This window comes from Thalassospira profundimaris (genome assembly GCF_003326755.1).
Classification (GTDB): domain Bacteria; phylum Pseudomonadota; class Alphaproteobacteria; order Rhodospirillales; family Thalassospiraceae; genus Thalassospira; species Thalassospira profundimaris_B.
On record NZ_JPWH01000002.1, the window covers coordinates 287,316 to 313,336 of the forward strand.

At 53.7% G+C, this 26,021-nt stretch carries 25 protein-coding genes and 1 tRNA gene; 20 read left to right on the forward strand and 6 right to left on the reverse strand.

What is annotated here, in order from left to right; translation table 11 throughout:
• The first annotated feature begins 12 nt into the window (after nt 1-12).
• Nucleotides 13-3,807, forward strand: coding sequence for a YhdP family protein (locus tag TH25_RS04325; protein WP_147252986.1), 3,795 nt, complete (start codon nt 13-15; stop codon nt 3,805-3,807).
• 77 nt (nt 3,808-3,884) lie between these two features.
• On the opposite strand, the gene tyrS is transcribed toward TH25_RS04325, so the two are convergent.
• Nucleotides 3,885-5,138, reverse strand: a complete 1,254-nt coding sequence (gene tyrS / locus TH25_RS04330; RefSeq protein WP_114087194.1) for a tyrosine--tRNA ligase — start codon at nt 5,136-5,138, stop codon at nt 3,885-3,887.
• Between the two features lie 258 nt (nt 5,139-5,396).
• Here tyrS and TH25_RS04335 point away from each other — a divergent pair, with 258 nt between their 5' ends.
• Nucleotides 5,397-6,512 carry an anhydro-N-acetylmuramic acid kinase gene (locus TH25_RS04335; protein WP_114087195.1) on the forward strand — a complete coding sequence of 372 codons (1,116 nt, stop codon included), beginning with the start codon at nt 5,397-5,399 and terminating at the stop codon, nt 6,510-6,512.
• 44 nt (nt 6,513-6,556) lie between these two features.
• Here TH25_RS04335 and TH25_RS04340 read toward each other — a convergent pair whose 3' ends face one another.
• Nucleotides 6,557-7,195 (reverse strand): alpha/beta hydrolase, encoded by a 639-nt coding sequence (locus TH25_RS04340; RefSeq protein WP_114087196.1) that lies wholly within the window; start codon nt 7,193-7,195, stop codon nt 6,557-6,559.
• A 244-nt stretch (nt 7,196-7,439) separates the two neighbouring features.
• Here TH25_RS04340 and cysE point away from each other — a divergent pair, with 244 nt between their 5' ends.
• The 16 genes from cysE (at nt 7,440) to TH25_RS04420 (ending at nt 21,054) form a co-directional block, all read left to right on the forward strand.
• Complete coding sequence (cysE, locus tag TH25_RS04345) at nt 7,440-8,174, forward strand: serine O-acetyltransferase (protein ID WP_114087197.1); 735 nt, start codon at nt 7,440-7,442, stop codon at nt 8,172-8,174.
• A 95-nt stretch (nt 8,175-8,269) separates the two neighbouring features.
• A complete protein-coding gene (locus TH25_RS04350) occupies nt 8,270-8,749 on the forward strand; it encodes an Rrf2 family transcriptional regulator (RefSeq protein ID WP_114087198.1) in 480 nt (159 codons plus the stop codon).
• Nucleotides 8,750-8,819: 70 nt separating this feature from the next.
• A complete protein-coding gene (locus TH25_RS04355; RefSeq protein WP_114087199.1) occupies nt 8,820-9,950 on the forward strand; it encodes a cysteine desulfurase family protein in 1,131 nt (376 codons plus the stop codon).
• Nucleotides 9,951-9,974: 24 nt separating this feature from the next.
• The gene (locus TH25_RS04360; RefSeq protein WP_114087200.1) at nt 9,975-11,198 is read left to right on the forward strand and encodes an IscS subfamily cysteine desulfurase; all 1,224 of its coding nucleotides are present in this window, start codon (nt 9,975-9,977) and stop codon (nt 11,196-11,198) included.
• Between the two features lie 59 nt (nt 11,199-11,257).
• Nucleotides 11,258-11,662 carry a Fe-S cluster assembly scaffold IscU gene (gene iscU, locus TH25_RS04365; protein ID WP_114087201.1) on the forward strand — a complete coding sequence of 135 codons (405 nt, stop codon included), beginning with the start codon at nt 11,258-11,260 and terminating at the stop codon, nt 11,660-11,662.
• A gap of 41 nt (nt 11,663-11,703) precedes the next feature.
• A complete protein-coding gene (locus TH25_RS04370) occupies nt 11,704-12,045 on the forward strand; it encodes a HesB/IscA family protein (protein ID WP_114087202.1) in 342 nt (113 codons plus the stop codon).
• A 220-nt stretch (nt 12,046-12,265) separates the two neighbouring features.
• Nucleotides 12,266-12,907: a Fe-S protein assembly co-chaperone HscB gene (gene hscB, locus TH25_RS04375; RefSeq protein WP_114087203.1), complete on the forward strand. Its 642-nt coding sequence runs from the start codon at nt 12,266-12,268 to the stop codon at nt 12,905-12,907.
• 21 nt (nt 12,908-12,928) lie between these two features.
• A complete protein-coding gene (gene hscA, locus TH25_RS04380; protein ID WP_114087204.1) occupies nt 12,929-14,836 on the forward strand; it encodes a Fe-S protein assembly chaperone HscA in 1,908 nt (635 codons plus the stop codon).
• Nucleotides 14,837-14,950: 114 nt separating this feature from the next.
• The gene (locus tag TH25_RS04385; protein ID WP_114087205.1) at nt 14,951-15,286 is read left to right on the forward strand and encodes a ferredoxin family 2Fe-2S iron-sulfur cluster binding protein; all 336 of its coding nucleotides are present in this window, start codon (nt 14,951-14,953) and stop codon (nt 15,284-15,286) included.
• Nucleotides 15,287-15,340: 54 nt separating this feature from the next.
• Nucleotides 15,341-15,541, forward strand: a complete 201-nt coding sequence (iscX, locus tag TH25_RS04390; RefSeq protein WP_473243021.1) for a Fe-S cluster assembly protein IscX — start codon at nt 15,341-15,343, stop codon at nt 15,539-15,541.
• A 110-nt stretch (nt 15,542-15,651) separates the two neighbouring features.
• A complete protein-coding gene (gene tenA, locus TH25_RS04395; protein ID WP_114087207.1) occupies nt 15,652-16,350 on the forward strand; it encodes a thiaminase II in 699 nt (232 codons plus the stop codon).
• A 147-nt stretch (nt 16,351-16,497) separates the two neighbouring features.
• A complete protein-coding gene (mnmA, locus tag TH25_RS04400; protein WP_114087208.1) occupies nt 16,498-17,655 on the forward strand; it encodes a tRNA 2-thiouridine(34) synthase MnmA in 1,158 nt (385 codons plus the stop codon).
• Between the two features lie 313 nt (nt 17,656-17,968).
• Nucleotides 17,969-18,045: transfer RNA gene (locus TH25_RS04405), tRNA-Met, on the forward strand.
• Between the two features lie 299 nt (nt 18,046-18,344).
• Entirely contained in the window at nt 18,345-19,685 is a 1,341-nt protein-coding gene (locus TH25_RS04410; protein ID WP_114087209.1) for a hypothetical protein, read from the forward strand.
• Between the two features lie 47 nt (nt 19,686-19,732).
• Nucleotides 19,733-20,593, forward strand: a complete 861-nt coding sequence (locus TH25_RS04415) for a DNA adenine methylase (protein WP_114087210.1) — start codon at nt 19,733-19,735, stop codon at nt 20,591-20,593.
• A gap of 167 nt (nt 20,594-20,760) precedes the next feature.
• Nucleotides 20,761-21,054 (forward strand): hypothetical protein, encoded by a 294-nt coding sequence (locus TH25_RS04420; RefSeq protein WP_114087211.1) that lies wholly within the window; start codon nt 20,761-20,763, stop codon nt 21,052-21,054.
• 38 nt (nt 21,055-21,092) lie between these two features.
• Here the strand turns inward: TH25_RS04420 and TH25_RS04425 are convergent, their stop codons facing one another.
• Nucleotides 21,093-22,019, reverse strand: coding sequence for an AraC family transcriptional regulator (locus TH25_RS04425; protein WP_114087212.1), 927 nt, complete (start codon nt 22,017-22,019; stop codon nt 21,093-21,095).
• Between the two features lie 139 nt (nt 22,020-22,158).
• Here TH25_RS04425 and TH25_RS04430 point away from each other — a divergent pair, with 139 nt between their 5' ends.
• Nucleotides 22,159-23,046 (forward strand): SDR family oxidoreductase, encoded by an 888-nt coding sequence (locus TH25_RS04430; protein ID WP_114087213.1) that lies wholly within the window; start codon nt 22,159-22,161, stop codon nt 23,044-23,046.
• Nucleotides 23,047-23,105: 59 nt separating this feature from the next.
• On the opposite strand, the gene TH25_RS04435 is transcribed toward TH25_RS04430, so the two are convergent.
• Nucleotides 23,106-24,005: a LysR substrate-binding domain-containing protein gene (locus tag TH25_RS04435; protein ID WP_114087214.1), complete on the reverse strand. Its 900-nt coding sequence runs from the start codon at nt 24,003-24,005 to the stop codon at nt 23,106-23,108.
• Between the two features lie 100 nt (nt 24,006-24,105).
• Here TH25_RS04435 and TH25_RS04440 point away from each other — a divergent pair, with 100 nt between their 5' ends.
• On the forward strand, nt 24,106-24,384 hold the full coding sequence (locus TH25_RS04440; protein ID WP_114087215.1) for a hypothetical protein: 279 nt from the start codon (nt 24,106-24,108) through the stop codon (nt 24,382-24,384).
• 81 nt (nt 24,385-24,465) lie between these two features.
• Here TH25_RS04440 and TH25_RS04445 read toward each other — a convergent pair whose 3' ends face one another.
• Both TH25_RS04445 and TH25_RS04450 read right to left on the reverse strand, forming a co-directional pair.
• On the reverse strand, nt 24,466-24,678 hold the full coding sequence (locus TH25_RS04445; RefSeq protein WP_073956407.1) for an alkylphosphonate utilization protein: 213 nt from the start codon (nt 24,676-24,678) through the stop codon (nt 24,466-24,468).
• 191 nt (nt 24,679-24,869) lie between these two features.
• The gene (locus TH25_RS04450) at nt 24,870-25,940 is read right to left on the reverse strand and encodes an EAL domain-containing protein (protein WP_258549027.1); all 1,071 of its coding nucleotides are present in this window, start codon (nt 25,938-25,940) and stop codon (nt 24,870-24,872) included.
• Between the last annotated feature and the right edge of the window lie 81 nt (nt 25,941-26,021).

Below are 26,021 nucleotides of genomic sequence, written 5' to 3' on the forward strand. Positions count from 1 at the left end.
GAAGACAGGTCATTGAGGCACGTTAAAAAACTTTCCGGAATAATCGCCGCCCTGTTCGCATTTTGCGCACTATTTGTGGGTGTATTTTCCGGTGTGCTGATCTGGCGCGTTTCGCAGGGGCCGGTATCGCTTAACTTTATTGCGCCTTATATTCTCGAGGAACTGAACAAAAGCTCCGGCGACCTGAAATTCGATGTTCAGGATATGGTGCTGGTGTGGCGCGGCTGGGAAGAGAAATTTGACGTGCGGATGCGTCAGATTTCGGTCCGCCAGATGGACGGGCATGAAATGCTGCGTATGCCTGCTGCCGATGTTGTTTTTTCCAGCCGTGCGCTTTTTAAGGGTATTTTTGCCCTGCGCGAGGTGGACCTGATTGCGCCGCGCCTGCGCCTGATCCGCCACCGTGATGGCCAGCTTGACTTCGGTTTAACCACCGATCTGGCCGAGATTGCTCCAACGCAAAACAAAGGTGCCGAGGGTGTTAACCAGGGGGCGGACCAGACCACGGCGCGCGTGCCCGACATGCAGCAACCAACCGAACCTGCAAATACTTCGGTGATGTCAACACCTATTCCCGAGGCCGGTAAAACCGGCCAGCCGGAAGTATCAGCGGCACCTGGGCCGACAACTGTCACGCGAAAAGATGCGGGTGATGAACGGGCAGATGATGCCCAAACCCGTGCGGATGCTGCCAAGCCACCGGTCCCTGAAGCCGGGCAGGTCGATAGTGAAAGTGGATCTGAGCAACAGGCAGGGCAGCTTGGCAAATCAGAAGTCGAGGGGGCTGCGGATGCCGAAAATGCAGGTGATGCGGGCGATGAAACCGAACAGGAACTGGTTTCCGGTAGTGCCCTGATGCGACGTGTTGTTGCCATTTTGTCAGGCGAGGCGGCGGATTTTCCGGCAGCGGCCTATTTTGAAAGCTTCGGTATTTATGATGCCGATCTCAGGGTTGAGGACCGCCTGCTGGGTGTAACCTGGTCGGCCCCGAAATCGCAAATTCGTCTGGCGCGCCGCCCCGGCGGGATTGATGCGGACATGAAGCTGTCCATTAATGCCGGTGCTTTGACAACCGATTTAACGGCAACCGCCAGCTACTCTACCCATGACGAACGTATTGCCTTAAAGGCGCATATTGGCAAGGTTATTCCGGCCTCGCTTTCGACGATTTCGTCCGACTTTATTGGCTTGGACCGTTTTGATTTGCCGGTATCAGGCACCTTTGACGCCGATCTTGGCGCGGATGGCAGCGTCTTTGACATTGTTGCCAATCTTGATGTCGGTGCGGGTCGGGTACAACTGCCCACACCACTGAATTCGGTTTACGATATTGATGGGGGCCAGGCGACGGTTCAATACCAGCCGGGAAAGCTGGTCTTTCGTAACGTCAGTGTGACCACGGGCAAAACCGGCATTAAGGTAAATTCCGAAATTGATCATCCGCTGGGCAATTGGGCGGTACAATTGACAGCAGAGGCGACGGATGTTGCAACCGACGATCTGAACAATTTATGGCCCGAAACACTGGGTGACAATCCGCGCGACTGGGTTATCAAAAATCTTTCAGGCGGTGGTGTTCAGGTTGCCACGATCAATCTGGCCATGCACCGGGGGGATGATGGCGCGGCTGCGATAGATCATATCAAGGGTGATATGACGATGTCGGATATCGACGTGCAGTATCTGCCCGGTATGCCCAAGGTGCAAAAGGCCGCGGGCCGGGCGGAATTTGATGCCAGCAGCTTTAGCATTTTTGTCGATAAAGGGGTTGCTGACGGTATCACCGTTGATAGTGCCAAGCTGGTTTTCTCCAAACTTGATACCGATAATGAATGGGCGGATATCGAATTTGTTGCACATGGAGGTGTGCGCGACGCCCTTAAGCTGATTGACCATGAACCACTGGGATTTGCCAAAAAGCTCCAGATCGATCCCGGTCAATTATCCGGGCAGCAGGCCACCCGGGTAGAACTTTCGTTTCCGTTGCTATCGGATTTGTCGTTTGATGATGTCAAGGTCGCGGCCGCATCCCGCCTTGAAAAGGTTGCCGTTAAAAAGGCGTTTCGCAATCTGTCTCTTAAGGATGGCAATTTTGAACTCCAGGTCAATACCAAGGGGCTGGAGCTTTCGGGGGATGCGGCAATTGGCACCGGGCATAATACCATTAACTGGGTTGAAAGTTTCGATGGTCAAACCCCGCTGACCAGTCATTATCAGATCGGTGGTACATTTGACCTGGCGGCCCTGAATGATATTGGCATTGATGTTTCGTCGTTTCTTTCGGGCAAGGCGGATGGTGATGTTGAAATCAGGGTAATCCGGGCCGGTGGTGTTGAAGTGATCGCCAAAGGCGACCTTGCCAACAGCGTGATGGACCTGAAAGAAGCCGATTACCACAAGGATGCAGGCCAGCCGTCAAAACTGGCATTTGATATTCTGTTTACGGCTGATGGCGGTGGAAAGGTTCGGAATGTCGATTTGACGGCACCCGATGTCGCCATTCTCGCCAGTGGTTACTGGCGCGGTGACAATGCCCTGGATGACAAATTGCATTTCAATATTGCCAATGCGCATTTCCGTGAAAACAGCGCTGTAAGCGGCACCTTTGTGGTCAATAATGCCAGTGCTCTAAAAATTGACCTGGCAGGCGATCAGCTTGACTTGCGGCCTTTCCTGACCGCCAGGGGGGTGGCAAAGGAACCAACTGCCGACACCTCGGACAGCAGGATGGATGGGGCGGCCAGTACCACGGGCATGGGCGGTGAATTTTCGGCAATCGACATAAACCTCAAGGCCAGCCGTTTTTATGCCAAGGGGGAAACCCCGGTGATCGAAGATGGTCGCATTACCTATCGACGTAAAAATGATGATTCAGAAATCGACGTGAAAGCCGCGCGTTTTGATGCGCGTCCGTGGCTGGTTTCGCGCTCTTCGCAAAAACCGGCCAAACCTTCCGATGCTGATGAAAAAGCCAAATCGGCCAATAAAGGTCCGGATAGTGGCGGGATAGGGCAGGAAACCACGCGTCAGGGCGGCAAGATGGAAATCTATCTTGATGTTGACGAGTTGCTGGCCGCCCGCGACCAGGTTGTCAAAAAACTTAAAGGCTCCATTCATGTCGAAGGCGAGGAATGGCGCTCGATTGTTTTGAATGGCAAACTTGATGGCACGGCCAATGTGTTTGCCCAGGTTGAACCGCTTGCCGATGGCAAGCGCAAGGTGCAGCTTACAGCCGATGATGCCGGGCGTTTTCTGGCCGCGATAGACCTGTATGGCGATATGCGTGAGGGGAAAATGAAGGTTCAGGGCACGGTGGATGATCATGCCTATTCACAGCCCTTTACCGGCACTGCCCATATTGAAAATTTCCGCATTGTGAATGCACCGCTTGCCGCGCGTGTGTTAAATGCCGCTTCGTTGCTGGGGCTGGTTGACTCCCTTCAGGGCAAAGGCATTACCTTTGATGCGATGGATGGTGATTTTACCTATGCCAGCAATGTGCTGACCCTGACCAAGGTTGCGGCAAACGGTTCTGCCATCGGTGTTACGGCGAATGGCAATATCGATCTGGCACAGGATAAAATCAAACTGGCAGGATCCATCGTACCGTTTTATGCGCTGAATTCCGTGTTGGGTAAAATCCCGCTGATTGGCGATTTGCTCGTTGGCGAGGAAGGGGGGGGTGTGTTTGCGCCGACCTATACGGTTGAGGGACCAATTGAAAATCCCGATATATCGGTGAACCCGCTTTCAACCTTTGTGCCCGGCGTTTTCCGCAATTTGATCACCGGTGCCAAGCCCGGATAAACCGGCCCAGTTAACGAAAAAACGCCCGGCCGTTCTGGCGCGGGCGTTTTTCACGGTTTTGTTGTCAGTGTGGGTTATTAAACTGGCCGCACCAATACATGGCGTTTTTTACCAGCCGAAAGTTTGATGACACCGGTTTCATCAATTGCATCGGCACCGATGATCCGGTTTTCATCATCAACCTTTTCATCATTGATTTTGGCACCACCGCCTTTGACCAGGCGGCGGGCTTCTCCGCCCGATTTGGCAAGGTCGGCCCGGCGGAACAGGTCAAACGCCGGAATACCGGCATCCAGGTCAGCCCTGGCAATTTCAACGGTTGGCAGGCTGTCGGTCAGAACGCCTTCTTCAAAGGTTTTGCGCGCGGTTTCGGCAGCGGCAAGGGCGGCTTCTTCGCCCCGGCACAGCTTGACAGCTTCAAATGCCAGGACTTTTTTGGCATCGTTAATCGCCGCACCTTCAAGTTTGGCATATTCATCGATCTGTTCTAGCGAAAGCTCGGTGAACAGCTTCATGAATTTGATGACGTCGGCATCTTCTGTGTTGCGCCAGAACTGGTAATAATCATAGGCCGAAAGGCGTTCTTCATTCAGCCATACCGCACCTGATGCGGTTTTGCCCATTTTGGCACCCGATGCGGTGGTGATCAGCGGGGTGGTCAGGCCAAATAGCGAACTGTCATCCACACGACGGCCCAGTTCAACACCATTCACGATATTGCCCCACTGGTCCGACCCACCCATTTGCAGGACGCAACCATATTTGCGCTGCAGTTCGACAAAGTCATAGGCCTGCAGGATCATATAGTTGAATTCAAGGAAACTAAGCGACTGTTCACGGTCCAGACGCAGCTTGACGGAATCAAAGCTGAGCATGCGATTGACCGAAAAATGACGGCCAAAATCACGCAGGAATTCGATGTAATTGATTTTATCGAGCCAATCGGCATTGTTGACCATCACCGCATCGGTCGGGCCATCGCCAAACGTCATGAATTGCTGAAAAACCCGTTTTATGCCTGCCATGTTATTGGCAATGATTTCGTCGGTCAGAACCGGGCGGGCATCATCACGGCCGGTCGGATCGCCAACGCGGGTGGTGCCGCCGCCCATCAGGACAATCGGCTTGTGGCCGGTTTTTTGCAGCCAGCGCAGCATCATGATCGACACCAGGGATCCGACATGCAGGCTGTCAGCGGTGCAGTCATAACCCACATAGCACACCACCTTCTTTTCTGACGCATAGGCATCAAGGCCTTCAAGATCAGTGCACTGGTGGATGTAACCGCGATCGTTCATGACGCGGAGAAAGTCAGACTTGAGTTCAGTCATGGTTTTTGCGCTATGTTGGTTGTGATCAAAATTGCGAGCCGCCAGTTTTGGCGGAGGCGATGATCTAGCACATTCCGGGCAAAAGGAGCAATAATGCAACCTGTTTGAGTTGCCGATCTTTGCTCTGCTGTGGCTTGTTGCGCATTTTCTGTTCAAAAAATGAATAAAATACCTCTCGCTGTGGTGCATGGATTGAGTCTTGTCGCGTTTCGATATTTGGCGATAAGCTGCCTTTCCCGGTGAGGAGTGAGGGACGAGATGAAAAACGACTGGATCACGGCAATCGGCATGATGAGTGGCACGTCACTGGATGGTGTTGATGCCGCCCTGATTGAAACCGATGGCGTTGAGGTGCGTCGCCTTGGGCAGTCGGTGTTTGTGCCTTATACCCCGGAATTGCGTGACCGCATGCGGGGCTGTTTTGGCAATCGTAGCGCCACCAATTCAGAACATGTCGTTGCCGACGATCTGACCCGGGTACATATTGATGCCGTTGACATGTTGCTGGGCAAGGCAGGTTTGTCGCCCGGTGACATCGGTGTGATCGGTTTTCACGGGCAAACCGTGTTTCATGAGCCGGCATCCGGCCTGACCCGGCAAATCGGAACGCCTGATATGCTGGCCGAAAAAACCGGCATCCCCGTTGTTGCCGATTTTCGCCTGGCCGATGTGGCTGCTGGTGGCGAAGGTGCCCCCTTGGCACCGGTTTATCATGCCGCATTGATAAAAAGTGCGGGTGTCGAGGCGCCTGTTGCGGTGCTTAATATCGGTGGTGTATCGAATGTAACCTGGATTGGTGCGGATGACGCGCTGCTGGCCTTTGATTGCGGGCCGGGCAATGCGCGCATTGATGACTGGATGCTGCGCCATACCCGCAATCCGGTGGATTTAAACGGGGCGACGGCGGCATCAGGCCGGGGGGATCTGATGGTCGAGGTCAGCTTCCTTGAAGACCCGTATTTTGACCGTACTCCGCCCAAGTCACTGGATCGGGAAGATATGGCGTCTCTTCTCGACGGGCTGGTGATCGAGGCAAAACTCAATGTCGCGGACGGTGCGGCCACACTGGCCAATTGCACAGTGGCGGCGATTGTTGCCGGTGTGAATCATTTGCCCGTTGCCCCAAAAAGCTGGTTTGTCTGCGGCGGCGGACGTCACAATGATTATGTGATGGCACAACTTGGCGCCCGCCTTGGCGTGCCGGTACGATCGGTCGATGAACTTGATTGGGATGGTGATGCCCTTGAGGCTGAATGCTTCGGGTATCTCGCCGTGCGTCACCTGCGAAACCTGCCGCTGAGTTTCCCGGGGACAACCGGGGTTCCCCAGCCATGTTGTGGTGGCAAGCTTTATATACAGAAAAAGGCCGCCTGACGCGGCGACCTTTTGTCTGTTTTCCGGTTCTGGTAGCGGGCGTATCAGGCGCCGCGTTTGTCCAGATAGGCCGATGCGTGGCGAATCACTTCATCCTGCTGTTTGGCAAAATAGTGATCGGCACCCTCGATCAGGCACATATCAACTTCAATGCCTTTTTGTGCATTCAGCTTGTCGCCCAGTTTGGTTACGGAATTGACCGGGATGTTTTCATCGCGTTTGCCGTGAATCAGAATCCCCGACGACGGGCAGGGGGCAAGGAAAGTGAAGTCGTAATCGCTGGCCGGTGCCGCAACCGAGATGAAACCGTCAATTTCCGGGCGGCGCATCAAAAGCTGCATGCCGATCCAGGCACCAAAAGAATAGCCGGCCACCCAGGTTGAGCGGGAATTGGTGTTGTAGGTTTGCATCCAGTCCAGTGCAGAGGCGGCATCCGACAGTTCGCCGATGCCATGATCATAAACGCCCTGCGAGCGGCCAACACCGCGAAAATTGAACCGCATCACCGAATAGCCGCGGTCTTTGAACATGTTAAACAGGTTAAAGCACAGCTTGTTGTTCATTGTCCCGCCCTGCTGGGGGTGCGGGTGAAGGATAAGGGCGATGGGCGAATCGTCGGCACCGTTGTGATGATAACGCCCGTCTAGGCGCCCTTCGGGGCCGTTAAAGATGACCTCAGGCATGGATCAGACAGCTCCTGTCCGCAAATGGGTGTGCAGTAGGAAGAATATACCCGAGTAGTTTTGTGAGTTTTTTTGTTCTGCTGCCATAAATTGCTTGGGGCAAATACTTGACCACGTTACTCGGTTATCCTATATTTCGGTCAACCGGACAGCCAAAACGATACGTGTTGCGTGAAACGCGGCGCTGTTTCGATGCGGTCGGTTGCCGGGAATCGAAGCTACTTATTACACAGGGGACAGCCCCATGTTCAAGATAATTCGCCAGGAAATAGATGCGATGATCGCCCGCGATCCCGCGGCGCGCTCCCGTTGGGAGGTCGTATTAAGCTATCCGGCGTTTCACGCGATCATGGGATATCGCTGTACCAACTGGTTATGGAAGCGCGGTTTTCGCATCACCGCCCGGTTTTTTTCGCAGATCATGCGCTGGCTGACCGGGATTGAAATTCATCCGGGTGCCACGATCGGCAAACGCTTTTTTATCGATCACGGCATGGGTGTTGTGATTGGTGAAACCGCCGAAATTGGCGATGATGTAACCCTGTATCAGGGCGTTACGCTGGGCGGAACGGCACCAAGTGTTGATAGTGACGGGCAGCGCGGCTTGAAACGCCACCCGACACTGGAAGACGGCGTGATTGTGGGTTCCGGGGCGCAAATTCTGGGCCCGTTTACCGTGCGCAAGAACGCCCGTATTGGCGGCAATGCCGTTGTGCTGGCCGAGGTGCCTGAAGGGGCAACCGTGGTGGGTATTCCGGCAAAAATCGTTCGCCGTGAAAAAGATGACCGGTTTTGTGCCTATGGCACGCCGGTGGGCGACCTGCCAGACCCGGTGGCGCGCGCCCTTGATGAGCTTTCGCGCGAGGTGCAGGGATTGCGCCAGCGCGTTGTGGAACTTGAAAGTGAACAAAAGCAGCAGGAGGGTTACACACCTGCTGCCAGCCCGGAAAAGCCGCGTATTGTGGCCGCTTCGGAATAGGGCTCATCTTCTGTTCGACGGCCGCGTTGCGGCAAACTGAAATCGAAAGCCTGGACATTGGTTGATAATGCGATGCACAGGCAGGAGGACATGCTGTGAAGTTAAGTACGAAAGGCCGCTATGCGGTGATGGCGATGGTGGATCTGGCAGATAGTGGCCGGGAACGCCCCGTTGCCCTTGCCGACATTGCCGAGCGTCAGGAAATTTCGCTGTCCTATCTGGAACAACTGTTTGGCAAGCTGCGCAAGGGCGGGTTGGTCCGGTCGGTGCGTGGGCCGGGTGGTGGTTACATGCTGGCGCGTTCCGCACAGGAAACCCGCATTGCCGACGTGATCCTGGCTGTGGACGAACCCATTCGCGCCACGCGCTGCAAATCCGGTTCGCCCAAGGGCTGCAAGTCCGATAAGGGCCGCTGCCTGACCCACGAATTGTGGGAAGAGTTGGGTAACCAGATTTATTTGTATTTGTCATCGGTCAGTCTGGCCGATGTGGTGGATCGCCGGATTTCCGGTGTGGGCCGGATGTTTGATCGCCGGACAAGCCAGATTCACGAACCACAGGTGGCCGCCCAGTAGGAAGGTTTGACCACCGGTTTCGCGATTTGATTTTGTTTGGCCCCGTAACGTAAAGATAGTAACCGACGTGATGAAAAAGCAGGTTTACCTGGATTACAACGCAAGTGCGCCGATGATTGCCGCCGCAAGGGATGCGGTGGTGGCAGCCCTTGATGTTGCGGGAAACCCCTCGTCGGTGCATGGGGCCGGGCGCGAGGCGCGCAAGATTATCGATCATGCGCGTCGTGACGTGGCGGACATGCTTGGTGGTGATGCCGAACGGATCATTTTTACCAGTGGTGGCACCGAAGCCAATAATCTGGCCTTAAACGGCCTGGATGATGTTGTGGTGCTGACCAGCTCTGTGGAACATCCCTCGGTAATAGAGGCCCGGCAGGATGCCCGGCGCATTCCGGTGGATGGTAACGGGGTCATTGACCTGGCCGCCTTGGAAGACATGTTAAGGGCATGTCAGGAAGCTGGCGAAAAGGTGCTGGTATCGATGATGCTGGCGAATAATGAAACCGGTGTGATCCAGCCCGTGGCGAAAGCGGCCCTTTTGGCCCGTGAATATGGTGCCAAAACCCATTGTGATGCCGTGCAGGCCATTGGCCGGATGCCGGTGGATATGGGGCAGTTGCTGGTTGATATGCTGTCTGTTTCCGCCCACAAATTTGGCGGCCCCAAGGGTGTTGGCGCGCTGGCGATTGCGCCTGGCACGATGCTGGTGCCGCAAATTCGGGGTGGCGGGCAGGAAAAATATCGCCGGGGCGGTACGGAAAATATTGCGGGCATTGCCGGCCTGGGTGCCGCAGCCCGGCAGGTAAATGTCCGCTGTGCCACTGCCGATGACATCAAAGTCAAACGGGACCGTTTGGAAAGCGAAATTCTGGCCCATGCGCCAGAAGTGGTGATTGCGGGCCAAAATGCCGAACGCCTTGGCAATACCAGTTGCCTGATCCTGCCCGGTATGCCCGGTGAAACCCAGGTGATGGCAATGGATCTGGCCGGGGTGGCAATCAGTTCGGGGTCTGCCTGTTCGTCAGGCAAGGTGCGCGAAAGCCACGTTTTGAAGGAAATGGGTGTTGCAGAACCCGGTGCGGCCATTCGGGTCAGCCTGGGGCCTGAAACAACGAACGAAGAGATCGATCTGTTTATCCGTGTTTGGAGCCGGATGCGGGACAATGCAGAGCGCAAGAAACTCGCGCGTAATGCAGCCTGAGAAAATGAGTGAGGATGCCTAAAAATGAACGAGCTTAAAGCAAAGCCGATTTATCTGGACTATCAGGCGACAACGCCGACCGACCCGCGTGTCGTGGATGCCATGCTGCCTTATTTTTATGAAAAATTCGGCAATGCCCACTCGCGCAACCATTCCTTTGGCTGGGAAGCCGAAGACGCGGTCGAGCTTGCCCGCGGGCAGGTCGCCTCGATTATCGGTGCATCATCCAAGGAAATTATTTTTACCTCGGGTGCGACGGAATCCAACAACCTGGCCCTTAAGGGCGTGATGAAGTTTTACGGCAAGAAAAAGCCGCATCTCATCACCACCGTGACGGAACATAAATGTGTTCTCGACAGTGCCCGCCATCTCGAACAGGAAGGGTACAAAGTGACCTATCTTCCGGTTCAGCAGAATGGCCTGGTTGACCTTGAGCAGCTTAAAGCCGCGATCACCGATGAAACGGCCCTGGTTTCGATCATGGCGGTTCATAACGAAATCGGTGTGATCCAGCCGCTGAAGGAAATTGGTGAAATTTGCCGCGAACGTGGTGTGTTCTTCCACTGCGATGCCGCCCAGGCAGTTGGCAAAATTCCGCTGGATGTCAATGACATGAAAATTGACCTGATGTCGATTTCGGGTCACAAGATTTATGGCCCGAAAGGCATTGGTGCCCTGTTTGTCCGCCGTCGTCCGCGGGTGCGTGTTGTCGCCCAGATCACCGGTGGTGGTCAGGAACGCGGCATGCGTTCGGGAACGTTGCCGACCCCGCTGATCGTGGGTCTTGGCAAGGCATGTGACATTGCCCAGAACGAAATGGCCGAAGAAAACGCCCGCATCATGGAATTGCGGAACTATACGCTCAACCGTTTCCGTGAACGTCTGGCCGACATTTACCTGAATGGCGACGAGGAAAACCGCGTTGCCGGAAATCTCAATATCTCTTTTGCCTATGTCGAGGGTGAAAGCCTTCTGATGGGGATCAAGAATATTGCGGTATCCTCGGGTTCCGCCTGCACCTCTGCGTCGCTCGAGCCGTCCTATGTGCTGCGTGCCCTGGGTGTTGACGAAGAACTTGCCCATACCTCGCTTCGTATCGGCATTGGTCGCTTTACCACCCGCGAAGAACTCGACCAGGCTGTTGATGCGATCTGCAACGAAGTGGAACGTCTGCGTGACATGAGCCCGCTTTGGGAAATGGCGCAGGAAGGTATCGACATAAAATCGATTGAATGGGCCGAGCATTAATCGGTAAACGTACTATATTAAAATCAAGAGAGACACAGGACTTCTAGGAGGGTTCTAAAATGGCCTACAGTGAAAAACTCATCGATCATTATGAAAACCCGCGCAATGTTGGTTCGTTTGACAAAAACGAAACCTCTGTCGGGACCGGCCTTGTTGGCGCTCCGGCATGCGGTGACGTGATGAAACTGCAGATCAAGGTTTCGGCAGAAGGCATCATTGAAGATGCGAAATTCAAAACCTTTGGCTGTGGTTCGGCAATTGCGTCCAGCTCGCTGATCACGGAATGGGTTAAGGGCAAGACGATTGCCGAAGCCGGTGCGATCAAGAACTCGCAGATTGCCGAAGAACTGGCATTGCCGCCGGTCAAAATTCACTGCTCGATCCTTGCGGAAGACGCGATCAAGGCCGCGATCAGTGATTACAACACCAAAAACGGCAAAGCCGAGGTTGAAGCGGCTGAATAAGCCGCTTTATCAACCGACGATCTGGAGACAAGGAGACCAGGATGGCATTACCGGCCCCTATCAATGTAACACCCAATGCGCTTGAGCATATCAAGGCATTGCTGGAAAGCCGCGGCAAGCCGTCTGCGGGCATTCGTCTGGGTGTTCGCAGCAAGGGTTGCTCGGGTCTGTCATACACGCTGGAATACGCCGATGACGAAAGCGGATTTGACGAAGTCGTCCAGCTTGATGACGGCGTGAAGCTGATGATTGATCCCAAGGCGATCATGTTTGTGCTGGGTACCGAAATGGATTATTCGGTCGATAAAATGGAAGAAGGTTTCGTCTTTCGTAACCCCAATGAAAAAGGGCGTTGCGGCTGCGGGGAATCCTTCCACGTTTAATGTCGCCGGGTTTCCGGCCCTGATCTGGAGGTTGGCCCCGGTGCTTGCGCCGGGGCCAACCCTTGATAGCCGCAAATTTACAGTCGGCTGACAGTCGGCATTTGAAACCCGGAAAACCCGTCAAACAGGGGACAGAACGGGTTCCATATGGCGGAAAAGTGCTGTGATCGGCAATATTGCAGTGCCGTTTGCATGACCAAAATACGATACAGGCCAGAATATGATGACTGCTGCGTCAGAACAGAGCAAATCCAACCCCAGTGGCGATAAAACCTGCTGGTCCTGCAAGGGGCCGGTGGCGGCGGTTGCGCTGTTTTGTGATACCTGCGGGGCCATTCAGGCCCCCGGGCAGTTGGATCATTTTGCCCGTTTTGACATCCCGCGTGATTTCAATGTCGATATTGATGCCGTTGAGGCCCAGTACCTCAAGCAGCAGCAGGCCCTGCACCCGGATCGTTTCGCCACCAAATCGGCGCGCGAAAAATCCCTGTCGCAGCAACAGGCCGCCAGTCTGAATGATGCCTTTGAAACCCTGAAAAACCCGGTGTCGCGTGCGGAATATATGATGCGCATGAACGGGGTGGAGCCCGAAGGCGGCGAGGGACAAACCGTAAATGACCCCGCCCTGCTGATGGAAGCAATGGAAATGCGTGAGGCCCTGGACGATGCCGGGGACCGTGCGGCGATTGATGCGATTATTCGTGATGTGCGCAAAATGGCGCGCGACTGCGAAAAGGAAGTGGCAACCGCGATCAATGGCGGGGCCTATGATGCGGCCCGCAAATTGACGACGCGGTTGCGTTATCTGTTAAAAATGGCGCAGGAAGCGCGGGCCAAAAAGGCGCGCTTGGCTGCGGCCTGACACAAAAAACGGATTGAATTTATGGCTTTGCTGACCATCCACGAACCCGGACAAACCCCGCTTCCTCACGAGGAAGAACGTAAACTGGCGGTCGGGATCGATTTGGGAACAACCAATTCGGTCGTGGCGATGTCGCGCAACGAAAAATCCGAAGTCCTGCGCAATGCCGATGGCGGATCGGCGATTGTGCCCTCGGTCGTGCACTACGCCACGGATGGCACCGTCACTGTTGGCGAGGATGCCCGTGATTTGATCGACAGCGAGGCCAGCCAGGTGGTGTCCTCGGTCAAGCGGTTGATGGGTCGGGGCCTTGAGGATGTGAAATCGGTGGCGGGAACGCTGCCGTATCATGTTGAAATTCCTGAAACGCCGACCGATGCAAATGCTGCGGAACCGCAAATGGTGCGGTTGAATGTGGGCAACCGGGTGTTAACGCCGGTCGAGGTATCGGCCGATATTTTACGCACCCTGAAATCCCGCGCCGAGCAGGCGCTGGAACAGGATGTGGAACAGGCGGTGATTACGGTACCCGCCTATTTTGACGATGCGGCGCGAACGGCCACCAAGGATGCCGCCAAACTGGCCGGGATCGAGGTTTTGCGCCTGGTCAACGAACCAACCGCAGCAGCCCTTGCCTATGGCCTCGATAACGGGGCAGAGGGGCTTTATGCCGTTTATGATCTTGGTGGCGGCACCTTTGATATTTCGCTTCTGAAAATGCAAAAGGGCGTTTTTCAGGTGAAATCCACCGGTGGTGATGCGGCCCTGGGCGGTGATGATTTTGATCATGTGATTGTCGAAACCATTTTGGCCGCCCGCAAGGAACAGGGCATTGTCGATACGATCGATTCTTCCGCGGCCAAGCGTCTGCTGAAAATTGCCCGCGCCATCAAGGAAGCCCTGACCGATCAGGACCAGGTGGATGTTGCGGTGGACATTAATGATGCCGAAACCACGCACCGCGTCACCCGTGCCGATTTTGATGCCATGATCGCGCCGATGATTGCGCGCACGGTATCGATCACCGAACAGGTGCTCGATGATGCCGATATATTGCCCGAAGATGTGAAGGGTGTGGTGCTGGTCGGTGGTTCTACGCGCGTGCCCGCAGTGCGTGAAGCTGTTGCCAGCCTGTTTGAGCAGGAGCCGCTTTCCAATATTGACCCGGACGAAGTGGTTGCCGTCGGTGCCGCCCTGCAGGCGGAGGCGCTCACGGGCGGGTCCGATAACCTGTTGTTGGATGTTATTCCGCTGTCACTGGGCCTGGAAACAATGGGCGGGATCGTTGAAAAGGTGATTGACCGCAACACGCCGATCCCGGTCGCCAAGGGCCAGGAATTCACCACCTATCAGGATGGCCAGAGTGCCATGATGATCCATGTGGTGCAGGGTGAACGCGAAATGGTCGATCAGTGCCGCTCGCTTGCGCGCTTTGTGCTCAGCGGTATTCCGCCAATGGCGGCGGGGGCGGCGCGCATCCGTGTGACTTTTCAGGTCGATGCCGATGGGTTGTTAACCGTTTCCGCCCGTGAAGAAACCACGGGGGTCGAGCAGGAAGTGGCCGTTAAGCCCACCTATGGCATTAGCGAAAACGACATGGCCAATATGCTGCGTGACAGTATGGTCCATGCCCGTGACGATATGGAACTGCGCCTGCTGACCGAAGCGCGGGTAGAGGCACGGCGCAATATTCTGGCTGTCCAGGCGGCCATGAAGGCCGATGTCGAATTGCTGGATGATGAAGACACTGCCGCCATAAACGCTGCCGTCGCTGAACTGGAAGCCGCCATGCAGGGTGATGACCGCCAGGTGATCAATGATCTGGCCGAAGCACTGGACACCGCATCGCGCCCCTTTGCCGAAAAGCGCATGGATCGGGGGATCCGCCGGGCGCTGGCGGGCCAGAATGTAAACAATGTCAGCCCGTGAAGGGCTGCTGATGAATTGACAAATTGTGTTTCCGGGGCGATTGTCCCGGCACATCGCCATAGCGGATCGATAAACAGAGATCGAAACAGATGAAATTCGAGGAGAAAGGCGCACATGCCCAAGATCGTTTTTGTAGAGCCTGACGGTACGGAAAAGGAATTCGAGGTCGCCGACGGGTTGTCCGTTCTTGAAGCCGCGCATAAAAACGGCATCGATCTGGAAGGGGCCTGTGAAGGCTCGCTGGCATGTTCGACCTGCCACGTTGTTGTCGAAGGTGACTGGTTCGACAAACTCGACGAACCCAGCGAAGACGAAGAAGATATGCTGGATCTGGCCTTTGGCCTGACCGAAACCTCGCGTCTTGGCTGTCAGATTATCATGAGCGACGAACTGGACGGTCTGCGCGTGAAGCTGCCTTCCGCGACCCGCAACATGATGGTCGATAAATAATCAGGCCTGTTTGCCGCTTGACCCGTTTTTCCTTCCTTCCCGCGAAAGGGGACGATGATGCGCTGGACAGATACCATCGATATCGCGATCGAACTTGAAGAAGCCCATCCTGACAAGGATAACCTGCATCTTCGCTTTACCGATTTGCACAAATGGGTATGTGAATTGCCGGGCTTTGATGACGATCCCGAAGCATCGAACGAAAAAATCCTTGAGGCCATCCAGATGGCCTGGATCGAGGAACGCGAAGATTAAGGCCAATTGCCGGATCTTTGCCGATTTTAAAGATGGACCAGTCCCGCCAACGCGGGCTGGTCTGATCTGTTTTTAAACCGTGATGTTTTTGCAAAACAGGATCAGATGCGATGACCAGCCCCTTTACCGACATTATCCCGCAAAGCAGCCTGTTTGGCCGTTTGCGTGCCAATGCGCCGGATGTCTGGCAAAGCTATGTGGATCATGAATTTGTCCGCAAGCTGGGCAATGGGTCCCTGGCCGAGGAATGTTTTCGCCATTACCTGATCCAGGATTACCTGTTTCTGATCCAGTTTGCCCGTGCCTATGCCCTTGCGGTCTATAAGGCCGATGACCTGGCCGCCATGCGCCAGTTTTCGCAAACGGTGTCGGCGATTCTCGATATGGAAATGAGCCTGCATCTTGAATTTTGCAAAGGCTGGGGCCTTTCCGAAAGCGATATTGTCAGCCAGCCGGAAGCCCGCGCAACGGTGGGTTATACTCGCTATGTGCTGGAAAAGGGCCATCAGGGCGATGTGATTGACCTGCATGTGGCTGTGATGCCCTGTATGGTGGGCTATGCCGAAATCGCAAACCGGTTAATCGCAAGTTCTGATACAAAACTGGACGGTAATCCTTATCGCGCATGGATTGAAATGTACGCGTCAGAGGATTTCCAGAATGTTGCCAAGGCGGAAATTGCCTTGCTCGATGCCCTGGCGCAAAAACGCGGCGGCGAAGGCCGCATTGCCGATTTGACGCAAACCTTTGCGATGGCAAGCCGCCTTGAAGCCGATTTTTGGCAAATGGGCCTTGATCTGGCAAAATAGGCGACACCGCCCATATGGGCATAACAGAACAGGCATGACGGTGCAGAAAGACCAAAAGCACCGGAAGCATGACCACGAACACCTGATCAGAGATCGACAATCTGGTCGCCATCGCCTTGACCGATGGTGGGCCAAGGGAACTTGACGATGAACAGTCTTGGAATAGACAAAGCCCCCGAAGATACCCGCGTGGTTGTAGCCATGTCGGGCGGGGTTGATAGCTCGGCCGCTGCCGCCCTTTTGAAATCCGAAGGGTATGACGTGGTGGGGATTACCCTGCAACTTTATGATATGGGCGCAAACGCACCATCGCGGGCGAAATCCTGCTGTGCCGGGCGCGATATTTACGATGCCCGCAAGGTGGCCGAGGATATTGATATTCCCTATTATGTCCTTGATTACGAAAGCCGCTTTCGCGAGGAAGTGATCGACGATTTTGCCGATAGCTATTTGCGCGGCGAAACGCCGATTCCCTGCGTGAAATGTAATCAGACCGTCAAATTCCGTGATTTGCTGGAAACCGCCCATGATCTGGGGGCGGACTGCATGGCAACCGGCCATTATGTGCAGCGCAAGCTGGGCGCAGGCGGACAGGCGGAACTGCACCGTGCAGCCGATGCCAACCGCGATCAAAGCTATTTCCTGTTCACCACCACCCAGGACCAGCTTGATTTCCTGCGATTCCCGCTGGGTCATCTGACGTCCAAGGCCGAAACCCGCGCTCTGGCTGCGCGGTTTGGCCTGGAAGTGGCCGACAAGCCCGATAGCCAGGACATTTGTTTTGTGCCCGATGGCAAATATGCCCGTTTGGTTGAAAAACTGCGTCCCGAAGCTGGCGAACCGGGCCAGATTGTCGATGTGGATGGCAATGTGATGGGTGATCATCGCGGGCTGATCCATTACACGGTCGGTCAGCGTCGCGGCCTTAATATCGGTGGTACGGCGGAACCGCTTTATGTGGTGAAACTGGTGCCCGAAACCCGGCAGGTCATTGTTGGCCCGAAATCGGCCCTGGCAAAGCACAGCATCTATATCAAGGAACTGAATTGGCTCGGTGCGGCAGCGATTGACCCCGAAGGTGTCGAGGTCGAAGTCAAACTGCGTTCCGCAATGGCGCCGGCCACGGCAACCATCTATCCGGTGGCCGACGCCCCTGGTCAGGCCCGTATTGATTTGCATGCGCCACAATTTGGCATCGCGCCGGGGCAGGCCGGTGTGATCTATCAGGGCGACCGTGTGCTGGGCGGCGGCTGGATCAGTAGCCAGGAACATAACAGTGCCACAGATGGTGCCCATGCGGCTTAAAATGGCCTCTCGGGGCTGTTGGCTGGTGTGTACTACATACACCCCTTAACCCGGATTATCGGGCGCGCTGTCATCGCAAATAACGGCGCGCCCGCTATACCATGTCATTCCGCCGGGTTTGCGCCTGCCATAGCGGGCAGGGGCGGCCCCTTGGGTCCTGTCACAGGGCGTTTTTTCAAGGCTTTGTGCCACTTGCGATTTTATCGGACTCTTTTTTGACAAAAACGTCAAAAAGGCGCTTGACGGGGGCGGTTCCCTGACGTAAAAACCGCCCCGTTCCGGACAACACGGAACGCCGAAGACAAAGCCATATGGCGGAGTAGCTCAGCTGGTTAGAGCAGCGGAATCATAATCCGCGTGTCGGGGGTTCAAGTCCCTCCTCCGCTACCAATTCAAAAGCCCGGTTCTGACGAGCCGGGCTTTTGCGTTGGTGCGTTGAAAATGGGCTATAATGCCGCGTGATTTCTCGCGTGAGTTGAGCAATGATTTTGCAAAAGTGCGATGACGATAAAGCGGGACAACCTCTCGGCCATAGTCAGCATGCTACATTTTAAAATAAAATTTTACCCGATATTTTTGCCACCTATGTAATTCCTGAACACTGTAAGGGTGGGTTGAGGGGAAAGTGTTGAAATATGTGCAATTTTTGGTAATTGTTTGATTTGTGATCGTAAAAATAGGGGGGGATGATGAGCTCAGAAAAAAAAATTAAGCTGTCCAAGCTGTATCTAGATAATGAAAACCCAAGGCATGATCCTATCGATAATGAGCCAGAAATAATTCAATATTTGCTTGATAAGCAATCCGTTAAGCCGCTAGCGAAGCACATAGCTTCTAAAGGTAGAATAAGCCCTTTGGAAAAAATTGGAGTAGTTCCACATGGGAGGGTGGCGGGGGCTTATGTCGCAGCAGAGGGAAATAGAAGGACTTGTGCGTTAAAGCTGTTGGGTGACCCTGACAAAGCACCGAAAGAGTCGGATAAGAAATTTTTCAGAAAACTTAAGTCGGAAATGTCAGATCCTATTGTGGAGCTCGACGTTGTTGTTTTTGAAGATGAAGATGAAGCTGAGCCCTGGGTGTCGCTTCGGCACGAGGGCGAGCAAGGTGGCGTAGGCACCAAGCCTTGGAATCCAGAGCAGCAGGCACGATTTCATACCAAGAAAGGTGGAGCAACCAACCCAAATCTGCAATCTTTAATGTTGTTGGAGTATGCCCTTGTAAAGGAACTGATCACAAAGCCTCAGGCTGACGGGATAAGTTTAACTACAGTTACGCGGTTCTTGAGTAATCCTGAGTTTCGACAAACGCTAGGTTTGGTTGATAATAAGTCGCTGATTATCTCTGTACCGCAAAATCAATTTGATAATGTTGTCAAAAGGTTCCTGTTGGATGCACTTGCTGATGACGATGAAAAAAAGAAGGTTCACTCTCGTACGTCTGCGGAACAAAGAAGAGAGTATGCGAAACAGCTAAGGGAAGAAGGTGTTGCCCCTACGATTAGGGAGCCCGAAAATTTAGATGTCAGAATAAACGCTGATATTAAACCCTCAGATAATCCCAAAGATGTTCGCTTGCAAGGTCCAGCTACACGAAACAATCGCAGTCCTGATCTTCGACATAAAGTGGTGCCGGCCAATTTCCGAGTTTCAATTACTGATCCTATTCTCAAGCGGCTCTATGACGAGCTCCGACTAATAGATCCCAATGTGTTTTCATTTTCTTCGGCTTATCTTGTGCGCGCTGTAATTGAGAGGTCTAGTGAGCTGTTCGTTCGCCAGAGATATGGTAGCGCACCTCCCGAGCTTCACAGAAAAATTGGAAAGGTTGTGGCGATTCTGCTCGAAGACGGAGTCGATGAACGGGAACTAAAGGTATGGCGAATTATGGCAAATGACAAGGAAAGTCGTTATTCGCCAGAGAGTATCGGGCATTTTGTCCACGGTGGCGCGGTGCCGACAAAGACGGATCTTATCCGCACGTGGGACTCAGTGCAGAGTGTTTTGGCGATGGTCTTTGACAGATTAAGATAGCCAATGTTTTTGTGGCCAAGTGTCTCAAATTTTGGTATTCCACTTTCATGCCAGTTACAGACTCACCTCTACGCTATCCCGGCGGCAAAAGTCAGCTCATTCCTTTCATCATTGACCTGATGAGAAAGAATGATTTGTTCTATGGGCAATACGCGGAACCGTTTGCGGGTGGAGCCGGCGTACCATTGAAGTTATTGTTGGATGGGTACGTCGATAAAGTTTATATAAACGATTTTGATGAAGCTATTTATTCGTTCTGGGCTTCCGTGCTTGAAGAGCCGGAAGAGTTGAGCCGAATGATTAGAGATGTGAAAGTGGATATAGATACTTGGCGTGAAATGCGAAGGATTTACTTTGATAGAAAAGAAGTAACGCGCCTTGAACTCGGGTTTTCTACATTATTTCTAAATAGAACTAATAGGTCAGGTATTATAAAAGCAGGAGTGATAGGTGGGGTGCAGCAGTTAGGAAAATACAAACTTGATTGTAGATTTAATAAAGATGACCTCATTCGAAAGATAATGAGAATAGCTGGCCGACGTGATGGCATATGTCTGACAAATCTTGACGCATTAGATTTCCTCGATACAGTAATTCCAAATACTGATAATAATATATTGGTAAATTTGGATCCTCCTTATTTCGGCAAGGGTAAGGATCTTTATGCTAATTATTATAATTTTGATGACCATCAAGCGTTGGCGGAAAAAATATATAGTTTAGGAAGAAAGTGGATTGTAACTTATGACGATGTAAGTGAAATTCGCGACCTGTATTCACATTTTCCAATGTATACAAATCAGCTAAATTATTCGGCGCAAGTAAAGCGTGTGGGAACTGAGCTGTTAGTTGCAATGCCTGGATTGGTGTTGCCAGAAGGGACGGCATTGAACCCAGTAGCTTTGTAAATGCCATGAAGATCTGCCCTTAATTATTGTCACGCAGGATCCATTTCATCTATGTTTTATGCTAGAAGAACCTGATTATGGCAATCAAAGCCTCTACTTATGACTGGAGGAACATTGAGGCGCAGGTCACTATCACTAAGGCGTTATCACCAAGCTAGGTTGTACACATGAGCGAAGAAAACCAGAATTTCAGTCCGACGGCCTGGACACCTGCGCGCTGTGTGCTTTGGGAAAGCCTGGAGGCCGAGGGGCGGCGGGAGCTTGAAGCGATTGTTGCCAAGGGCAGCGAGATTGAGATTCCTAAGAAATTCGAGGCCCAGTACGAGGCCGTGAAGGGCAGGGAAAAGAAGGTGGCGATTGCGCCTGTCGTGCTCGATTGCATGCGTCGCATCGGCTGGACCGACGCCGTGATTGAAAGCGTTTATGCGCCTTATTCCGACGAGGAAGCGCCCGCCAGTTAATTCATCTGGCGGGGTTTGTTGGCTTCGACGATCCCGCGTTATGCGGCACGAGTCTTGCTGAGTTGCTGTCCATATTGCCGGGGCGAGACGCCCATTTCACGTTTGAACGCGGTGCTAAACGCACTTTCGGATTCGTATCCCAGATCCAGTGCGATTACGGAAATCGGATCGCGGGCGGCCTCCAGTCTTTCCCCTGCCAGTAACATTCGCCAATGGGTCAGGTATGCCATTGGGCTTTTGCCAACACGTTCCCTGAATTTGGCGGCAAAGGCGGAGCGGGACATACCGGCATGATTTGCCAGAAGTGCAACACTCCAGGAATGGGCCGGATCATTGTGAATGGCATTAATGGCCGCCGCCAACTGCCGGTCAGACAGGGCAAAGAACCAGCCAACGCCGTCCTGAATAGTATCAAGGTGCTGGCGCAGCGCCTGAACCAGCATCATATGGGCAAGGTTTTGCAGCACAAGGGTGCTGCCCGGTTCGTTGCGGCGCATTTCTTCCATCATCCGTTCAATGGAATGGCGCAATGCCGCCGTTTCCTCCTGTTGGTGAATATGCACGATGGGTGGCAGCAGGGCCAAAAGCATATCGGCCTGTGTGCCATCAAGGATAAAGCGGCTGCTGGCAATCAGATAGTCGCCGCCACCCTTTACGGTGCGGATATGACCGTATGCCGAGTTTGCGGCAAAAAAATCATTGGCATTCACAGCATCGGCATCCAGGCTGCTGCCAAGAAAAAAGGCCGGTCCATGTGGCAGCAAAAAGCAGTCCCCGGTTTTAAGGTGAACCGGGTCTTTTACGCCCTGAACCGCGAGCCAGCAGTCGCCCTTCGCCACAGCCCCGGTTTTGATCCCCCGGCCCAAAGAAGGAAAATCAATGCCCCACGGCCCGGCAATATCCATGCCCGCCGACATATAGGCGCGCGGTTTGAGCAAAGACAGAACATCGGATAACGGGTCCATAGACCTTCCTTTTGGACGAATGCGAAATTATTGCGGAGTTTAACGCATAGTTCGTCCAATCGCTATCACCTATCTTGCATCTATTCAAACGGGTCATATGGCCTGGGCAGATTCAATTGATAGCAAGCAGGAGACGGCAATGCGTGTTTTCGTAACAGGGTCAACGGGGTTTGTGGGCAGTGCAGTGGTGCAGGAATTAATGGCACGGGGCCATCAGGTTTTGGGGCTGGTGCGATCAAGCACATCCGCACGGGCGCTGGCACAAACCGGGGCAGAGGTTCATCGTGGAGATCTGACCGATCGCGAAAGCCTGCGCAAGGGGGCGGCCGAGTGTGACGCGGTGATCCATACGGCCTTTAACCATGATTTTTCCAAATTTGCCGAAAATTGCGAACATGACCGCCAGGTGATTGCGGAAATGGGGGCGGTGCTGGCCGGGTCGTCCCGGCCCCTGATTGTGACATCGGGTATCGGTTTAATCGCAACCGATGGCATTGCCACCGAAGAACACCAAGTCAGCAGCAAAATCCCGCGTGTGGCATCGGAACAGGCAACACTGGCCTTGCGGGAGAAAGGGATTCGGGCATCGTTAATGCGTTTGCCACCATCGGTTCATGGCGCGGGGGATCACGGGTTTGTACCAATCCTGATTGGCCTTGCCCGGCAAAAGGGCATGGCAGCCTATATTGAAGACGGACAAAATTTGTGGCCTGCGGTGCATCGGTTTGATGCGGCAAAGGCCTATTGTGATGCGATAGAAGCGCATGATCCATTGCCGGTTTATCACGGGGTGGGTGAAGAAGGCATTGCGTTTAAGGATATCGCCAGCGCAATTGGCGCGGGGTTGAAGTTGCCGGTCAACAGCCTGACGCGAGAGGAGGCGTCCGATTATTTCAGCTGGTTCCTTCATTTTGCTGAATTGAATGTGCGAGCCTCGGCCGCCATGACCATCGGCCATCTGGGATGGAAACCCGTCGGGCCGGGCCTGTTGGAGGATATGCGCGATACTGACTATTTCGACGCATAAATCTTGTATGTACAGGCGGAAAAACCGGGGCCGTTTTGCGGTCCCGGTTTTGTTGGTTTTCAGGCAAATAAACGCATGCCACGTTCGGCGATGGTTTTAAAACCCGCCACCATATGTTCGGCCAGAACATCCTCGATTTCGCCGGTCCCTTCGCGCTTGGCCAGGGTCATGCGATATTCGCCCAAATCGGGCAGGCCATGCGCCGAACCCAGATGCACCAGTTCGGGGGAAATGACGCTGATCGGCAGCGGGGCAATGGCAAGGTCGGCCCGCACGGCGGCGATTTGGGCCTGGCAAAATTCGCTGGTATAGGCAATGCGGTAATTAAGCCCGGCATCGTCCAGCGCCTTGAGCGCCATTGCCCGCCAGTAACATCCCGGTTCTGCCAATGCCATCGGTAGCGGGCGTTTTTCCTGGGCCGTGCCATTGCGCGCGCCAAGCCAGACCAGCGGTTCGGCATGAATGGGTGGTTGCGGGTCCAGTTCGGGGTCATAGCTGAAGATGGCAATATCAAGCTCGCCCTGGGCGATGCGGCGGCGCAAATTAAGGGTTGGACCCAAATGCACATCCACCTCGACATGCGGGTGGGTGGCGGCAAAGCGGTGCAGAATTTCCGGCATCGCCACGATGCCGTTGTCATTGGGCGCACCCAAACGGATGCGCCCGCTAAATTGCGGGTGCAGGAACTTGGAAAAGGCCTCGTCATTGAGTTTCAACAACCGCCGGGCATAGCCCAGCAACACTTCCCCATCCGCGGTAAGGCGTACCTTGCGGGTTTCACGATAAAAAAGCTCCCGCCCGACCATTTCCTCCAGCTTCTTGACCTGAAGGCTGACAGCCGATGCACTGCGATGGACCAGCTCTGCTGCGCGGGAGAAATTGCCGCTTTCACAAATGGCAACAAAGGTGCGGGCCAGATCAAGGTCGAGATTGGGAAGGGTGCCTGAAATCGAATTCATGGTTCTCTCTTTTGAGTTTTACTCACAGATAAGCTTAAATCTTCTCGTTTGATTAATCAATAGCGGTGCGGCAGGGTTGATCACAACACAGGAGGTTTTGATGATGACCCAGACAATGAATGCACCTTCGTCGCTTATCCGCAGCCGTCATTTGGCCGGAAAAACCGTTGCGCGCCGAAATGTTGGTTTTTTGCGCCGCCTTTATGAATCCTGGCAAATGCGGCGGGAGGATCGTAACCGGATCCGTGCGCTGGAAAAGCTCGATGAAATGATTTTGCGCGATGTGACCGGGCTGTCGCGTGCACAGTTGGAAGTCGCACTTCGCCTGCCGGAAAACGTGGCCCGCCGCGAAATTGCCCGCCATATGTGCCGTCGGTAAATTGTGCTGCTGCCAAAAAAAGGGACGATCATGGACAGAGTGTTCTGCCTGTGATCGTCCCTGTGCTTAAAGCCGTATGGATCAGGCTTTTTTCAGAAATTCGGTTTTCAGAACAATGGTGGTTTTGCCATTGCGGCATTCCACTTCGCTGTCCTTGTTGGTCAGGCGTACATTTTTCATCAGGGTACCGCGTTTCAGGGTGGTCGAGGTTCCCTTCACTTTCAGGTCCTTGATCAGGGTGACGGAATCACCGTCATTCAATTCGGTGCCGTTGCTGTCTTTAACGTCGCTCATCGGGTCCTCGTCTATGTATCGGCGGGTTGTTGGTCATGCCGCGAAAGGGTCAGGTCGTTCTTGTAACGGGTGAAAACGGTCTGGCAACAATTAATATCTACATATTGCTTTTGTTGATTTGTGCCAAAACAAAACGGCCCGGCAAATGGACCGGTCCGTCGTTATTGTTTGCAGGCTGTTCTGCTTGGTTTTTATGCGTTGTTGTTTGCACCAAAGCGGGTGGGCGCTGGCCTGCCCAGCAAAAAGCCCTGGATATAATCCACCTTGTGATGCAGCAGGAAATCAAGTTCGGCCTGGCGTTCAACCCCTTCGGCCACCACTTCGATGCCGATCTGTTTGGCAAGGTCGATCAGTTTGCTGACAATGGCCTGTTTATAGATATCCTGATCGACATAATCGATCAGTTCACGGTCGATTTTGATAATGTCGGGCTGTAATTGCGAGAGCATGTTAAGGGTCGAATAACCGGATCCAACATCATCTAGCGCCACGCGGAACCCGGAATCCCGATAGGATTTCAAAATGGCGCGAAGATGATCCGTGCTGTGAATTTTTTCGGTTTCAATCACCTCGAATACCACTTTGCTGCGGTCAAACCCGCAGTCATCAATGATCTGAAGGGTAGAGCGCAGGCAGGAATTGGGATCGTAAATGGATGAGGGGGTGAAATTGATGAAAATATTGTCGATCCCGGCAGCATGGGCATTGCGCACATTTGCCGCCCGGGCCGCCCGGTCCAGTTGAAAAACAAGTTCCGCCGAGCTTGCTGCACCAAAAAGCCGGTCAGGCGCGATGATGTTTCCCTGACTATCAACCGCGCGGATCAGGCATTCATGGGAAAAGGGTGTTTTCAGGTTCGAGGCGGCAAAAATTGGCTGAAAAACGGAACGAAGTCGGCTTTCACTTAAAACATCAACCAGCCAGCTTGCGCCAATGCGGGCATGAATGGCGTATAATGATGTAACGCGCGCAATGTCATCTACGCCGGGTTCTGTTGTGCTGTCCATGATCAACGCCTTGGTATCCGCCATTTCTTCGGGCAAAAGAACGTTGTTCAGGGCCTGCATCACATGAGGCAGTGTTGCGATATCGAAATCGGTATACAGGGTGGAAACCGTGACGTTATTGATGACGTCATGGCCGCTTTTGCGTATTTCCGCGATGATTTTTCCACCTGTATGGGCAACAGGCGGCCAAATATAAAGTCGCCCGTGCCGGGGGAGTGGCAGGGGCATGGTGTCACATTTTTTGCAGTCAGGCACGGGCGACTTCCTTTGGAACGCGGTATTTCAAATTTTGATCAGGTTAGATGGTTTATCCGTTATTTTGTTTACATTATTGAA

Coding starts and splice junctions, on each gene's coding strand:
- tyrS (WP_114087194.1), bottom strand. CDS start 5,138: ATGACTGAACTCAAGTCTGACTTTCTCCGCGTCATGAACGATCGCGGT.
- TH25_RS04335 (WP_114087195.1), top strand. CDS start 5,397: ATGAAAAACGACTGGATCACGGCAATCGGCATGATGAGTGGCACGTCA.
- TH25_RS04340 (WP_114087196.1), bottom strand. CDS start 7,195: ATGCCTGAGGTCATCTTTAACGGCCCCGAAGGGCGCCTAGACGGGCGT.
- cysE (WP_114087197.1), top strand. CDS start 7,440: ATGTTCAAGATAATTCGCCAGGAAATAGATGCGATGATCGCCCGCGAT.
- TH25_RS04355 (WP_114087199.1), top strand. CDS start 8,820: ATGAAAAAGCAGGTTTACCTGGATTACAACGCAAGTGCGCCGATGATT.
- TH25_RS04360 (WP_114087200.1), top strand. CDS start 9,975: ATGAACGAGCTTAAAGCAAAGCCGATTTATCTGGACTATCAGGCGACA.
- iscU (WP_114087201.1), top strand. CDS start 11,258: ATGGCCTACAGTGAAAAACTCATCGATCATTATGAAAACCCGCGCAAT.
- TH25_RS04370 (WP_114087202.1), top strand. CDS start 11,704: ATGGCATTACCGGCCCCTATCAATGTAACACCCAATGCGCTTGAGCAT.
- hscB (WP_114087203.1), top strand. CDS start 12,266: ATGATGACTGCTGCGTCAGAACAGAGCAAATCCAACCCCAGTGGCGAT.
- hscA (WP_114087204.1), top strand. CDS start 12,929: ATGGCTTTGCTGACCATCCACGAACCCGGACAAACCCCGCTTCCTCAC.
- TH25_RS04385 (WP_114087205.1), top strand. CDS start 14,951: ATGCCCAAGATCGTTTTTGTAGAGCCTGACGGTACGGAAAAGGAATTC.
- iscX (WP_473243021.1), top strand. CDS start 15,341: ATGATGCGCTGGACAGATACCATCGATATCGCGATCGAACTTGAAGAA.
- tenA (WP_114087207.1), top strand. CDS start 15,652: ATGACCAGCCCCTTTACCGACATTATCCCGCAAAGCAGCCTGTTTGGC.
- mnmA (WP_114087208.1), top strand. CDS start 16,498: ATGAACAGTCTTGGAATAGACAAAGCCCCCGAAGATACCCGCGTGGTT.
- TH25_RS04410 (WP_114087209.1), top strand. CDS start 18,345: ATGAGCTCAGAAAAAAAAATTAAGCTGTCCAAGCTGTATCTAGATAAT.
- TH25_RS04415 (WP_114087210.1), top strand. CDS start 19,733: ATGCCAGTTACAGACTCACCTCTACGCTATCCCGGCGGCAAAAGTCAG.
- TH25_RS04420 (WP_114087211.1), top strand. CDS start 20,761: ATGAGCGAAGAAAACCAGAATTTCAGTCCGACGGCCTGGACACCTGCG.
- TH25_RS04425 (WP_114087212.1), bottom strand. CDS start 22,019: ATGGACCCGTTATCCGATGTTCTGTCTTTGCTCAAACCGCGCGCCTAT.
- TH25_RS04430 (WP_114087213.1), top strand. CDS start 22,159: ATGCGTGTTTTCGTAACAGGGTCAACGGGGTTTGTGGGCAGTGCAGTG.
- TH25_RS04435 (WP_114087214.1), bottom strand. CDS start 24,005: ATGAATTCGATTTCAGGCACCCTTCCCAATCTCGACCTTGATCTGGCC.
- TH25_RS04440 (WP_114087215.1), top strand. CDS start 24,106: ATGATGACCCAGACAATGAATGCACCTTCGTCGCTTATCCGCAGCCGT.
- TH25_RS04445 (WP_073956407.1), bottom strand. CDS start 24,678: ATGAGCGACGTTAAAGACAGCAACGGCACCGAATTGAATGACGGTGAT.